This window comes from Bradyrhizobium sp. USDA 4452, assembly GCF_054063575.1.
Genome location: NZ_JBSSGK010000001.1, coordinates 7,085,851 through 7,098,875, shown reverse-complemented (window position 1 = coordinate 7,098,875; position 13,025 = coordinate 7,085,851). Strand labels below are relative to the sequence as shown.

General features: G+C 63.2%; 11 protein-coding genes. 5 read left to right on the top strand and 6 right to left on the bottom strand.

Annotated features, from left to right (window positions below; all coding sequences use genetic code 11):
- Positions 1–53 precede the first annotated feature (53 nt).
- The 4 genes from ACVISU_RS33285 (at position 54) to ACVISU_RS33270 (ending at position 5,524) form a co-directional block, all read left to right on the top strand.
- On the top strand, positions 54–956 hold the full coding sequence (locus ACVISU_RS33285) for a LysR family transcriptional regulator (RefSeq protein WP_050405323.1): 903 nt from the start codon (positions 54–56) through the stop codon (positions 954–956).
- A gap of 997 nt (positions 957–1,953) precedes the next feature.
- Positions 1,954–3,456, top strand: a complete 1,503-nt coding sequence (locus tag ACVISU_RS33280) for a CYTH and CHAD domain-containing protein (protein WP_456709754.1) — start codon at positions 1,954–1,956, stop codon at positions 3,454–3,456.
- Positions 3,422–3,886 (top strand): hypothetical protein, encoded by a 465-nt coding sequence (locus ACVISU_RS33275; RefSeq protein WP_456709753.1) that lies wholly within the window; start codon positions 3,422–3,424, stop codon positions 3,884–3,886. Before ACVISU_RS33280 ends, ACVISU_RS33275 begins: the two co-directional genes overlap by 35 nt.
- A gap of 813 nt (positions 3,887–4,699) precedes the next feature.
- Entirely contained in the window at positions 4,700–5,524 is an 825-nt protein-coding gene (locus ACVISU_RS33270) for an SCO family protein (protein WP_456709752.1), read from the top strand.
- Here the strand turns inward: ACVISU_RS33270 and ACVISU_RS33265 are convergent.
- From ACVISU_RS33265 to ACVISU_RS33240, 6 genes are read right to left on the bottom strand one after another with little or no spacing between them, the layout of a single operon-like run.
- A complete protein-coding gene (locus tag ACVISU_RS33265) occupies positions 5,466–6,557 on the bottom strand; it encodes a hypothetical protein (RefSeq protein ID WP_456709751.1) in 1,092 nt (363 codons plus the stop codon). The two genes, ACVISU_RS33270 and ACVISU_RS33265, sit on opposite strands and share 59 nt — an antisense overlap.
- A gap of 2 nt (positions 6,558–6,559) precedes the next feature.
- Complete coding sequence (locus ACVISU_RS33260; protein WP_456709750.1) at positions 6,560–7,090, bottom strand: c-type cytochrome; 531 nt, start codon at positions 7,088–7,090, stop codon at positions 6,560–6,562.
- Positions 7,087–7,617, bottom strand: coding sequence for a DUF3341 domain-containing protein (locus tag ACVISU_RS33255; RefSeq protein ID WP_456709749.1), 531 nt, complete (start codon positions 7,615–7,617; stop codon positions 7,087–7,089). Before ACVISU_RS33255 ends, ACVISU_RS33260 begins: the two co-directional genes overlap by 4 nt.
- Positions 7,610–8,965: an NrfD/PsrC family molybdoenzyme membrane anchor subunit gene (gene nrfD / locus ACVISU_RS33250; protein ID WP_456709748.1), complete on the bottom strand. Its 1,356-nt coding sequence runs from the start codon at positions 8,963–8,965 to the stop codon at positions 7,610–7,612. The genes ACVISU_RS33255 and nrfD overlap by 8 nt, the downstream gene beginning before the upstream one ends.
- A complete protein-coding gene (locus ACVISU_RS33245) occupies positions 8,962–11,868 on the bottom strand; it encodes a TAT-variant-translocated molybdopterin oxidoreductase (protein WP_456709747.1) in 2,907 nt (968 codons plus the stop codon). Before ACVISU_RS33245 ends, nrfD begins: the two co-directional genes overlap by 4 nt.
- A complete protein-coding gene (locus tag ACVISU_RS33240) occupies positions 11,865–12,521 on the bottom strand; it encodes a cytochrome c3 family protein (RefSeq protein WP_456709746.1) in 657 nt (218 codons plus the stop codon). The genes ACVISU_RS33245 and ACVISU_RS33240 overlap by 4 nt, the downstream gene beginning before the upstream one ends.
- A gap of 115 nt (positions 12,522–12,636) precedes the next feature.
- Here ACVISU_RS33240 and ACVISU_RS33235 point away from each other — a divergent pair, with 115 nt between their 5' ends.
- Entirely contained in the window at positions 12,637–12,990 is a 354-nt protein-coding gene (locus ACVISU_RS33235) for a hypothetical protein (protein WP_456709745.1), read from the top strand.
- Positions 12,991–13,025 lie beyond the last annotated feature (35 nt).

The window sequence follows — 13,025 nt, the reverse complement described above, 5'->3', positions numbered from 1 at the left end:
CTTTTGGGCAACGGCGCGCCATGGTCGGCATATCATCTTTCGGATCGGTGACGATGCTGCATAGCCGCCTCCTGAGCTACATCGACGAGGTTGCGCGGACCGGATCGATCCGCAAGGCGGCAAACCACCTCAACGTCGCAGCCTCCGCCATCAGTCGCCAGATCCTCGCCCTCGAAACGCAACTGGGCACCCCGATCTTCCAGCGTCTGCCAAAGAAGTTGATCCTGACCGCCGCGGGCGAAGTCCTGATCGGGCACATCCGGCAAACGCTGAAGGAGTTGACGCGGGCTCAGGCAAAGATCGAGGAACTCAAGGGACTGCGCCGCGGAGAGATTACAGTCGCGATGATGAGCGGGCTCGCCTCCAACCTCGTGCCGGGCACGGTGAAAGAATTCCGCCTCGCCAACCCGCGCGTCAAGCTGAACCTGACGCTCTTCAATACCGGGGCAGAAATCCAATCCGCGGTCGCAAACGGAGAGGCCGATCTCGGGATCGGCTTCGATTTCGCCAAAGATGCGAACCTGAAGTTGCTGGCGCGCGCGGTTGCCAGGCTTGGCGGGGTGATGGCTCCGGACCATCCATTGGCGAAACGGGCAAGTATTCGTCTCAACGATTGTGTCGACTACCCGATCATCATTGCCGACAGCAGCAGCGCGATACGACCTTACCTCGATGCCGCTTTCACGAGGGCCGCGCTGGATCTTCGACCGATCATCGAGACAAATTCCATCGAGATCATGAGGCATGCCGCAATTCTGGACAACGGCATCACATTCCTCACCCCCTTCGACATCGAGTTCGAACGCAGGGCGGGCCGGCTCGCTTACGTCCCGGTCCGCGAACTCACCAATGACGCTCAGGCGCTGATGCTGATCGGTCACGAGCGTGGCACCAGCGCCATTGCGAGTGTCCTCGCCGAAATGCTCAAGGCAATGATGCTGAGTACCATCTTGTAAAAGTCCAGCCGAGCCGAGCGGATCCGCGCGATCTGGATCGGCCAGCGCGAGGGCGATCCGATCCGCCGCGCTGGTCCGGCGATCGACGCGGGGATCAATGAGCACCCGACGGTTCACGAACCTCCAGGGGGCTCTGCGGTGGTGCGCTTGGCCCTGGCCCGCAACCTTCACAGGCCACGCCCTGAAAGAGGTTGGGAGCGCATTCTGGACCGATCTGCGGCTGGCAGAGAGTGCGATGGAGAAGCTCGCTCGCCTGTTTTCGACGGGAGCTTGTAAGGTCGGAGACAACGAAACGGGCCCCGTTCCGTCAAAGCCCCCCTGACAGATTCGAGCTTTGATCTCGCGGAGGGCTGCCAACCATTTGATTTGATGGGTGGGCGCACCAGGGCTCGATATCAATGGCTTGCGATGCTTGGACAAGGAAATAGCTGCATTTCTTGCCGACAAATACCTTTCAGGACCAGGCATTTGGCACTGCGCCCCAGCTTCGCACAACGAGCCTCATGCAAATCAAAGAATCTATGGCCAAGTGGCCCTTGTCGATTCAGGTGGGGATCTGAGTCATTCCCGCTTGACTGAGTCTACCGCCGACACCCCGATTGCCAGCATATGGGTGACCCGCCCCTCGCAACGCACAGCCCGAGGATGTCCCGCGTCACGCCACGCCAATCTTAGATCGGCAGCCGTAACTGACCTGTCGAAGAGCTCCCAAGATAGCCGGCCGTCAAGTTGCGTTGGTCCGAGTTCGCGCCCGAGCCCCGCGAAGCGGCATCGGACCGGTTCGGACGCATGGAAGTCATCCCCGGAATGGCGTTAGCCGTCGCAGTCAATATCGGCGCCACACCCCTGGAAGTGATGGTTCGATGCGATCCTATCGGGGCGGCTATTTGGAGGGCGTTCCCACCCCCTGGTTCATTAGTCGACATCAGGCGCACGCGCCCCAACTGTGGAACTTCTAGCTGTTGCGCCGCTTACGTCAGCAACGGATTCCTTGCCGATGAATGCTGAAACCGAACTGAAATTCCGCGTTGCGCCGCGCAAATTGTCCTCCATCTTGCGCAACGGCGGTCGGCTGGCCGGCGACCTATCCGAACGAGTACTTGTGTCGACCTATTATGACACGAAGAAGAATAAGCTTAGACGACACGGTCTAACACTTCGCGTCCGCAAGACCGGCGATCGTTACATGCAGACCCTGAAGGTCACGGGCGCGGCCGTAACGCGGGGCGAATGGGAATATGAGCTCGCCGATAAAAGGCCTGACCTCAAGAAGGCAAAGACCACGCCTCTCGAAGACTTGGCTGACGGAAAGCTTGCTCGCAAGTTACGGCCGGTCTTTCGAACCCGCGTCCACCGCACGGCGCAGATAAGACGAGTTCGGAAGAGCCAAATTGAAGTCGCTGTCGATCGTGGCCAGGTTAACGCCAGACGGCGCTCGCGGCCCATTGCCGAGGTCGAACTGGAGCTGAAGTCTGGACATCTGGCCGATCTTTTTCGACTGGCGCGCAGTATCGAACGCAGGACTGGCGCTGAACTTGATCCGAGTTCGAAGGCGGAGCGCGGCTTCCAGCTTGTCGCCGGACATATTGAGGGCGCGCAGCATGCCGAGCCGATCCAACTCGAACGCGAATTTGCACCGCGCGATGCATTCCGCGTGATTGCGCACTCGACGGTTCGTCACATCACCGCGAACAGCGATCCGGTGCGGAACATGGATTCCGAGGGCGTGCATCAGATGCGCGTTGGCCTGCGGCGGCTACGAGCTGCCATCTCCCTCTTCGATGATATCTTGCCGCACACAGATACTGCGCGGGTCAAGGCGGGGCTCAAATGGCTCACGACAGAACTCGCACCGGCGCGAGAGATCGACGTATTTGTCGGGGAACGCATTCAGCCAATCGCGAGGCATGACGCACCGAGACGCGGCGCACGTGCAATCCGCAAGAAATTTTCACAGCAACGCATCGCAGCTTTCCGACGCGCGCGTGACGCGATTGATTCCCCCCGCTACCGCCACCTGCTGATAGATACGGTCGAGTGGATCGAAACGGGACGGTCCCGCGCATCGAATGATCAATCGATCGGCGCCTATGCGAAGGACGTTCTCGATCGCCGAATCAGGAAGGCGCGAAAGCAGGGCAAGCGGCTGAACGATCTCGATGCGAAACAGCGGCACAAACTGCGGATCAAGATCAAGAAGATCCGCTATGCCGTAGACTTCTTTGGGAGCCTCTATAGGGATGCGGATCGGAAGGCGCTCGCACATGTCTCCAATCGGCTGAAGCGGATACAATCCGCTTTAGGATCGCTGAACGATTTCGTGGCCCATCGCAAGCTGGCGATGGAGGCCGCGTTAACGGCGCCGCCCGCGAACCGCCGCGCCCAAGCCTTCACATCGGGCCTCGTCGTCGGCCAAGAGCGCGAGGCCACCCATGACCTTATGAAGGTCGCCACGAAAGCGCTTCATGGCCTGCATCCTTTGGGCGTTGAGCCCCGCTAAACCGAATTTGGCCGCGGGTGCAGCGCTTGGAGAGCCTTCAGGTGGCCCCAGTACGGCCTCGACGCTGCGAAACAAGAATGAGGGAAGCCGCAAGGAGAGACGAATCGGAAAAGGAACAAGCGAGCGCAATCCCCGTTGTTCACATCCGGCACCGTCCGCCAAGCAGTATTGCACGTCGATCTTTGGCGCGCAGCTCCGAACCGGGATTGCTCCATTAGCGCTTGGTTCAATTGAGCGGGAGCAGATTGTGACAGACGAGCTTCTGTACCGCGGTCATCGACTGGTCGTCATCGAGCAGCCAGGCGGTGGTTCTCTGGTCGAAATCACCTCTCTCTCGGGAGGTCAGACGATTCGAACGATGACCTATCAGGGCCGTCAGGAAGCGATTGCCTTGGCGAAACAGAACATCGACAAGCATCCCGGCGGATAGCACGTTACGTTTCCAGACAGCGAGGCGCTATCGGGCGGCCGCGACTCGCACACTGTCGTGTACCCAGCACTTCGCGCCCTTGTCCGATCGCGACAACCGAATAACCCGTTTGGAACGACTCGAAATCTCACGGGTTCGCCTCACGTTCAGTCGGAGGAAGCCCAATGAGATTTACCAACGTCATCTTAGCCGCTGCGCTTGTTATTGGATCGATCGCAACTGCATCCGCTCAGGGCGGCGGCGGCGCTGGTGGCGGCGGAGGAAACTCTCCGGCAAATGCGAGCGGCCAAGGCGCGAGCAGCAGTCCAGGCTCCGCGAATCCGGGCGCGACGGCCAGCGATACGAAAATGAAAAGCGGCGGCTCCGGCATGACCGCACACAAGCACCGTAAGCGGCATCATCGGATGTAAGATCAGCGCTCGCCCGGCAAATCCGGCGATCCGCAGGTTCTCACCACTGCCGCGCCTCAGAAGCGAGGCCTCGCTGCCCGTCTACCCCGGAGGCCTTTGCTCGCAGCTCGCGCGGCCACTGCATTGCCCGCGATTGCGGCAAACAGCGCCATGCGACCGAATCGGCCTGCCGGAAATCTTCCGTCTGCGGGAGCGTCCGCGCTCACCATTGCGCCGCAGCTTACGCAGACGAGGGTTGCAACCACAACCTAGGTTACGAGCGGAACACGGCCAATGGACCGTAGCGAGGGGCGCCGCCGCGGACGGACGCGGAACGCGGGACCGCGAGCCTTGCCAAAGCGCAGGTCTTCAGGAACCATTGTCAACGCGCCGCACTTGCCTTGCGGATGTCCCCGGTTCAGCTATGACGCGCTTTCAACAGACCAGCTCCTCTGTCTTCTCGATCTGGATGGGACTGCTGGTTGCTCTCGTGAGCCCCGCGCCGTGCGCGCACGCCGCGCTCAACCGGGATCAATTGGAGGATGTCGGAGCTACGTCCACTCTGGGCAGCCAATTGCCGCTCCAGGTGCCCCTTGCGAACGAGCAGGATCAGACCCGGCCTCTTCGGGTATGGCTGCAAACGACCCCGGCCGTTTGGATCAATGCCGATTACACCTGCGCGACACTTTGCGGTCCGCTGCTGTCGATCGTCTCGAACGCTTTGGCTGATACCGGATTGCGGCCTGGGCTCGATTTCCGGCTGCTGGTGCTCGGCCTTGATCCAAAGGACACGGCTGGCGACGCCCGGGCCATGAAGGCAAAGCAGGTCACTACTCGCGGCGAAGTGGCAAATCATGCGACATTCTTGCGCGGAACCCCTTCGGCCGTGAACGCGCTACTGGCGGCCTTCGGCATTCGGACGAGCTACGACAGCCAGCGCGACCAGTTCGCGCACCCCATCGCGGCATTCGTGGTAACGCCCGATGGCCGCATTTCGCGCTCGCTGTCCGGCCTCGCCATCGATCCCGGCAGCCTGCGGCTTGCGCTGGTCGAGGCCGGCCGCGGCCATATCGGTAGCTGGTCCGATCAAATCCACCTGCTCTGCTACGGCTTCGATCCCGCAACGGGCGTCTACACCCTCGCAATCTGGCGGGTGCTAGCAGGCGCCGTCGTGATTGCAACGGCCGCCCTCATCGTGCTGGTGGCGCTTCTGATCCGGCGGGGTGGCGTCTCCCCCAAGCCTGGCTGACGAGGCGGCCGTCATTGGCCAGCGCCCTGTCGAAAGCCAGCCACAGCAGTGATCCAGTGAAGAGCACTGCGGCAAGCAGCATCAGCGCCGTCGTCAGCGGTGCAATATTGTGAACCGCCGGCAGGATCAGAAGCGTTGCCTCACACCAGCGCATCAGCAGGATCAGCCCGCAGAGTTTCATCAGCGCGCGGGGGCTGGAGCGAACCGTCGCGCTCAGCAGCGTGAAGAACGGCAGGACGAACTGTCCGAGGGCGACAGCAGCGAGCAAATATTGCCACCCCTGCTCCGACCGGGCCTGATACCAAGACACCTCGTCCGGGATGTTGCCCGACCAGATCACGATGTACTGCATGGCATGCAGGTAACCCCAGAGGAGGATCAGCGAGAGCAGCAGCCCGCTATAGCCCGCACTCCGGCCGATCCTGCGTCCCGAGAGCAGGCTGACGCCGAGCACGAATGAACAGCCGCTAAGCAGCGTAAAGCTAAGGAAAAGAAGGCCGTAGATCGAGGAATGAAAGTCTGGCTCGAGCGATTCCATCCAGTCGACGCCGGCGAGCGAGACGGTCAAGGCGTAAACGACCAACCCCGCCGACGCAACGCGCACCATGTCGTCATCGTTGCGCCACGCCCGGCGCAGCCACACTGCGAACCCGATCCAGAGCCCGAAATAGATCACGCCACGCGATATGAAGAACCAGGGCGCAAGATAGTATGCCTTGAATGACGGCAAGGCGGACGGATCGGCTGCCGCCGGATAGAGCTGCTTGATGAAGAGCAGGACCGGCAGCGAGGCCACGCCGATCACCGGCAACGTTGCCGTCGCCGCGACGAATTGCACGTAGAGTGCCTCGGTCCAGACGCGACGAACCAGGTAGCTCGTCATCCACAACGCCAGCGCTCCGATCGGAACCGCGCCCCACGTCACCCAGGCCACGAGATAGGCCGCGGCCGTGGAGCGGCCGTCGAGGATGAAGCCGGCCGCGAGGACCAATCCCGTAACGAGGAGCACCATCAACCGGATGTCGCGGCGCATGCTCATGGCTGCCCCGTGAGCTTGGCGCGCGCGTCCGCCGGCACGTCTTCGATCGCGGCGCGGCGGCTGAGCTGCAGGGCGCGGATATAGGCCGCGATGGCCCAGCGGTCCTCAGGCGGCACGCGCGCGGCGTAGGAGTACATCGCGCCGTAGCCGTTGGTGATCACATCAAAGAAGTGTTGATCGTCAGCCGTCACCAACCGGTCGACATGGTAGCTGGTCGGGTGTGGCATCCCACGATGAACGATAATGCCATCGCCGTCCCCGCCTGCGCCGTGGCACGGCGAGCAGAAGATCGCAAACCGCTGCCGGCCACGATCCAGCAGAGCAGCCGACAGCGCAGGTTTGGTTGCGACCGCCCTCTCCCGCTCGAGGTCGCCGCGCGCCACGATATTGGCTGGCGGAGGACGCGACACGCTGCCACGGAACAGCGGCGCGCGCGAGTATCCGCTGTATTTCGGCTGCACATCCATGTTCTGGTCGCAGGCTGTGAGCGACAAGGCGAGCACGGCGATGAGCGCCAATCTGATCATGGCGGCACGCGCTCCACGGACGCTGCGCCCGCGTCGGTCAGGAATCCCGCGGTGCCCCGGTCATCGAACATCGGATCCTGGCTCTTGATGCAGAGGAAGAAGCGATCCTTGCTGGCGAGGTGAAAGCGCGGCGCCGAGAAGACCGGATAATTGAGCCGCGGCAGGCCATTCTGCCAGAGCATGGCGACCAGCATGGCAAGCGCGGAGAACAGGATAGTCAGCTCAAACATGACCACCGCAAAAGCCGACAATGCGTAGAGCGGCCGGCCGCCGACATTCAGGGGATAGTCATAGTTAGTGAACATCTGCATCAACAGCGCCGTAGCAGCCCCTGAAAAAGCCCCGATTACGCCGACCAGGGAGATCCATGGGCGCGGAATCCTCAGGATGCGCGCCAGCCCCTCGATCGGAAACGGCGTGAAGGCATCGAGCTCGCGATAGCCGGCAGCACGCGCCTGCTTTGCCGCAGCCAGCAATCCCTCCGGGCTATCGAACTCCCCGAGCATGCCGTAGCTTCGCTCAGCCATGGTGCGCCTCCTGCTTCTCTTCGTGCAGCAGCTCCTTGGACTCGAAGATCGAGATCATCGGGATCAGCCGCACGGCGATCAGGAATGGCACGAGGAACAGGCCGATCGTGCCGAGATAGGTCGACCAGTCCCAGAAGGTCGGGGTGAACTTGCCCCACGACGACACCAGGAAGTCGCGATAGAGGCTGGTGACCAGGATCATGTCCCGCTCCAGCCACATCCCTATCGCAACCGAGATCGAGATCAGGAGCAGCGCCCAACCGGTGCGTCGCACGCCTCGCCACCACAGCGCCTGCAGCGGCACGAAGTTGAACAGCACGGCGCCCCAGTAAGTCCAGGCGTAGACGCCGGCGACGCGATCGAGCAGCGTCCGCATCTCGTGCGCCTCGCCTGAGTAGAGCGCATCGAACGCTTCGAAAACGTAGCCGTAACCGGTCATCAACCCCGTCGCGAGCAGGACCTTGCCGAGCACATCGAGATGGTCGTCGGTGACCAGGTTTCGTAGCCCGAACCACGAGCGCAGCGCGACCGCGATGATGGCGACCACGGCAAAGCCTGAAAACGCGGCACCGAGGACGAAATACGGAGGGAAGATCGTCGAGTGCCATCCCGGGATCTGCCCGGCCGCAAACAGCAGCGACACCTCGCTGTGCACGGACACGACCAAGGGCACGGCGAGCGCCGCGGTCAGGCGATAGGCCTGCGACCAGCGCAGCCAATGTATGGCGGAGCCGCGCCAGCCGAGCGAGGTGATGCCGAAGAAGATCTGCCAGCCGCGCCCGGTTGCGCGGTCTCGCGCGGCGGCGAGGTCCGGGATCAACCCGGTGTACCAGAACACCAGGGAGACCGTCAGATAGGTCAGCACCGCCCAGATGTCCCACTCCAGCGGGCTGCGAAACTGCGGCCAGACGCCCATCGTCGCGGGATAGGGAAACATCCAGTAGACATACCAGGGCCGGCCAAGGTGCAGGACCGGGTAGATGCCGGCGCAGATCACCGCGAACAGCGTCATGGTCTCGGCGAAGCGGTTGAGCGAGTTGCGCCACTCGCTGCCGGTCAGGAGCAGCAACGCCGAGATCAGCGTGCCGGCATGGCCGATGCCGAGCCACCAGACGTAATTGTGGATCGCAAACGCCCAGTTGACGGGAATGTTGATGCCCCAGATGCCGACGCCGCGTGTGAACAGCGCGGTCACCGAGATTATCAGCAGCAACAGCAACGCGCTTGCGAAGGCCATCGCGATCACCCAGCGGCGTTCCGCGGGGAAATGCAGCGGAATGCCGGTGAGCTGGTCGGCGATGCCGCCCATGCTCTGGCGCCTCGGCAGGATGTCGGAACGATCGCTCATCCCTGCCCGCTCCCCGAGCCGTCATCGCGCCAGCGCGCCAGATAGGTGGTGCGGGGCCGCGTGCCGAGCTCTTCCAGCAAGACGTAGTGCCGGCCATCGCGCTTCAGCCGCGCCACCTCGGAATTGGGATCCTTGATGTCGCCGAACACGATCGCCTTGGTCGGGCAGGCCTGCTGGCAGGCGGTGACGACCTCGCCGTCGCGGAGCGGACGGCTCTCCTTGTCCGCCGTGACGTGGGCCGCCTCGATGCGCTGGACGCAATAGGTGCACTTCTCCATCACGCCGCGCGAGCGCACCGTCACGTCCGGATTGTGTGCAGCCTGGGTCGGGGAATCGGCCGGCGCCCGATAATCGAAGAAGTTGAAACGCCGCACCTTGTAGGGGCAGTAGCTCGAGCAGGTCCTGGTGCCGATGCAGCGATTATAGACCATCTGGTTGAGCCCTTCCGGGCTGTGCGTGGTCGCATGCACCGGACATCCCATCTCGCAAGGTGCGTCCTCGCAATGCATGCAAGGCACCGGCTGGAAATGGCTTCTGGGCTCCTCGATGCTGCCGTCATAGTAGCGGGCGATCCGGAGCCAGTGCATCTCGCGGCCGACCTTGACCTGCTCGGCCCCCACGATCGGAACGTTGTTCTCGGCCGTGCAGGCGGCCACGCAGGCATTGCAGCCGATACAGGCGTCCAGATCGATCACCATGCCCCAGGCGTTCTCCGAGGACGACCATTGCGGATAGAAGCTCGCGTGCTCGGAGGCCGGCTGCTTCGCGACCTCCCCGGGGTTCGCCTCACGGACGAAGTCAAAACCTTCCATGCGGTGATGCAGCTGCGTCACCGCGAGCGTTTCGGTGCCATCGACCCGGTGCAGGCTGCCCTTGGCGAGCCACGGCCGATCGGACGGCTGCACCTGGTAGGCGTCGTAACCAAGGCCGTCACCAACCCGCCCCGCCCGCGTCCGGCCGTAGCCCAGATAGAGTGCAACCGTATTGCCGGCTTGGCCCGGCATGATCCAGGCCGGACCTGTGACGCTGCGGTCACCGATCCGGACCTCCACGTGATCGCCGTTGGCGACCGGGATGCGCTTCGCCAGATCGGGGGCGATCGCGACGACGTTGCTCCAGGTGACTGTCGTGAGGGGCTTCGGCAATTCCTGCAGCCATCCGACATTGGCGAACTGGCCGTCCCAAACGGTCGGATCGAGCCGAAACACGATGTCGACTGCACCGTCCGCCGGCGGCGCGGTGACCGCTCCGCTGACGGCCCGCGCATCCACAAAGCCTGCTGCCCCCTGAACGAACCCATCATGGAGCGCCTGCTTCCACTGCGTCGAGAACGTGTCGCCAAACGTGGCCTGCCAGGTTTGGCGGACGGCGGCATCGGGTGCTGGATCGATTTCGCCGAGCAGCATCGCGATGAACTGATGGATGGTTCTTACGTCGTAGAACGGCGCGATCACCGGCTGGATGATGGTCGCCGTCCCGTCGACGGCGCGCGCGTCGCTCCAGCTCTCCAGCGCATGCGCCATCGGGAGTTGCCATTCGCAGAGCGCACCGGTCTCGTCGCGCTGCGAGCCGAGATGCAGCGAGGTTCTCACCCGCTGCAACGCCTCCGCCGCTTTGAGTTCGCCGGGCGCGCTATAAGCCGCATTGCAGTCGATCACGATCAGGGAATGGACTTTTCCAGCGCTGATGTCGGAGACAAGTTCGACAAGCGTCCCGGTGCCGACCGGGCCAGCGATTGGGGCAGTGAACCTCAATGTCTGCCCGGCATTGCCAAGAGCGTCATTGATCCTGGCCGCCCAGATGGCGCCCGCCTGCCCCCCGACCGAGCCGGCGACGATCAAGGACGTGCCGCGCGCGTTGCCGCAGGCATCGGCTGCGCGCTTGATCCAGTCGCGCTCGCGTCCCGTGATGTCGCCCGCGACAGCGCCGGAAACGCCAAGCGCATTCGCCAACGCCTCAGCGAGAGCGGGCATGCGCGAGGCGTCGGCGATCAGCCGGCTTCCTGCCATCGCTCCGGTGGCCGACGGCACGCTCTCCGCCATAAACAGGCGATTGCCTGGACGATCAGCAAAGCGATGCCGGGAGGCTGCCCAACCCCGCGCATTGCGCACCTGATCGAGGCCGGGGCCTAGGAAATCATCGTCGAAGCTGACAATGACGTCGCATTGCTCCAGCGCATAATGAAGGTCTACGCGCTTTCCATAAGCAGCCATGGCGAGCGATTGCTGCGGAGATTGCGCAGCAGGACCATGGAGATGAACCCGCGCTTTGGGAAATTGCTTCAGCAAGGCATCGAGCTGCCGCAACAGGGTCGGTGAAGTGATCGGGCCGACCAGCAGCCGCAGCCCCTCTCCTCCGTCCTTGCCCCATTCCTCGCGAAGAACGCCGGTCGCCGCAACCACATCCTGCCAACTGACCGGTTCGCCGCGGCGGGTCGGAGCCTGCGCACGGTCGGGATCATAGAGCCCGAGCACCGCGCTTTGCATGAAGATGTCGCTGCGCCCCCCGGTCACGGGGTGGTCGGGATTGCCGTCCAGCTTGGTCGGCCGGCCCGAATAGGTCGTGGCGATCACCGGCTGCGCATAGCCGTCGAGGACGACCGCAGTGGCATAGCGGCGCGGTACGCCGATCGTCACGTCATCAGGTTGGTCGACATAGGGCAGCCCCGCCACGAACGGGCTCTTCTCGCAGCCGGTGAGCCCGGCCAATGCGAAGGAGGCGCCCATCAGCTTGAGAAACTCGCGCCGGGCGGTCGGCGAGAACGTTTGCGCGGCCGGATATTCCGCATCGACGAAGGCCTGGAACGCGGGATTGTCAGACAGTTCCTCGATACCGGACCATTGGCGTGGCCCGCCTTCCGGCGGTGCGGCTTGATTGCGGTGCGCTCGAACATTGCGCGTCATCGGTGACACACCGTGCAGTGGGTGAGCTCGCCGAAGCGGATCTTTTCATGTGCCGCGATCGCCTCGCCCTTGGCGCGAGCATCCGTCGGCGGCGTCCACGCCATGTCGGTGATGTGCTCCGGCGGCCGCAGCTTGGGCGCGGGATCGCGATGACAATCCAGGCAGAACTCCATCGTGAGCGGCCTGGAGCGATAAGTCAGCGCCATTTGATCGATGCGGCCATGACAATCTGCGCATCCGACGCCTTTGGCGATGTGGATGTCGTGACGAAAATAGACATAGTCAGGCAACTTGGCGACCCGCGTCCATTGGATCGGCGTGCGGTGCGCAAGGCTTTGCCTGACCGGTTCCAGCATGGAGGCGTTGGTCCAGATCTGCGAATGACAGGTCATGCAGGTTTCCGTCGGCGGCAGGCCGGCTTGGGGGCCGCTCTCGACATTGCTGTGGCAGTAGCGGCAATCGATCCCGAGTTCGCCCGCGTGGTGACGGTGGCTGAACGGCAGCGGCTGCTGCGGGCGGACGTCGGTCGAGGTCATGTAGGCGGACCGCGCAAAGCCAATGATCCCAACCGTGCCACCGGCCATCAGCGAAAGACTTCCGACGAGGAACAGCCGCATCCAGGTATCGGCGGCGGGTGAAAAGAGCTGAGCCATCCGTGGCCGACCAGCTGGCGGGGACTAATCGTCAATCTCGCCCCTGTCGATTGGTTCCTAGCTGAGGAACGCCGCGACCCGTTCCGCATTGACCTCCAACGCAAGGACCCGGAACATGGTTCAGACGAGCGGCTTCGACTTCGAACGGTCGGACATCGCGATCAACGCCATCGTCTGGATCGCGGTCGGTCTCGGCGCTTTCGTGCTGATTGTTCCGCTCGTCATGCCGCTGATCTTTCCGCAATCGCTGCACCACGCCAGCCCCACCGCGCGGCCGGCGCTGAGCTCAAACGCTCCTCCACTCGAAATCGCGCCATCCGACGAACTTGCGCGCGTGCGCCGTGAGGACGCCGAGATGACCGATACCTATGGCTGGGTCGATCGCGACCGCGGCATCGTGCGTGTGCCGGTCAAGCGCGCCACTGAAATGCTGCTGCGAAAGGGCCTGCCGGGATGGCCTACCCCATGATTTGCGATCTTTCCGCCCGGTCGCCGACGGTGACC

Excerpts from the sequence above, each read along its gene's own strand:
- ACVISU_RS33285 (WP_050405323.1), top strand. The coding sequence starts at position 54 with ATGCTGCATAGCCGCCTCCTGAGCTACATCGACGAGGTTGCGCGGACC.
- ACVISU_RS33280 (WP_456709754.1), top strand. The coding sequence starts at position 1,954 with ATGAATGCTGAAACCGAACTGAAATTCCGCGTTGCGCCGCGCAAATTG.
- ACVISU_RS33275 (WP_456709753.1), top strand. The coding sequence starts at position 3,422 with ATGGCCTGCATCCTTTGGGCGTTGAGCCCCGCTAAACCGAATTTGGCC.
- ACVISU_RS33270 (WP_456709752.1), top strand. The coding sequence starts at position 4,700 with ATGACGCGCTTTCAACAGACCAGCTCCTCTGTCTTCTCGATCTGGATG.
- ACVISU_RS33265 (WP_456709751.1), bottom strand. The coding sequence starts at position 6,557 with ATGCGCCGCGACATCCGGTTGATGGTGCTCCTCGTTACGGGATTGGTC.
- ACVISU_RS33260 (WP_456709750.1), bottom strand. The coding sequence starts at position 7,090 with ATGATCAGATTGGCGCTCATCGCCGTGCTCGCCTTGTCGCTCACAGCC.
- ACVISU_RS33255 (WP_456709749.1), bottom strand. The coding sequence starts at position 7,617 with ATGGCTGAGCGAAGCTACGGCATGCTCGGGGAGTTCGATAGCCCGGAG.
- nrfD (WP_456709748.1), bottom strand. The coding sequence starts at position 8,965 with ATGAGCGATCGTTCCGACATCCTGCCGAGGCGCCAGAGCATGGGCGGC.
- ACVISU_RS33245 (WP_456709747.1), bottom strand. The coding sequence starts at position 11,868 with ATGACGCGCAATGTTCGAGCGCACCGCAATCAAGCCGCACCGCCGGAA.
- ACVISU_RS33240 (WP_456709746.1), bottom strand. The coding sequence starts at position 12,521 with ATGGCTCAGCTCTTTTCACCCGCCGCCGATACCTGGATGCGGCTGTTC.
- ACVISU_RS33235 (WP_456709745.1), top strand. The coding sequence starts at position 12,637 with ATGGTTCAGACGAGCGGCTTCGACTTCGAACGGTCGGACATCGCGATC.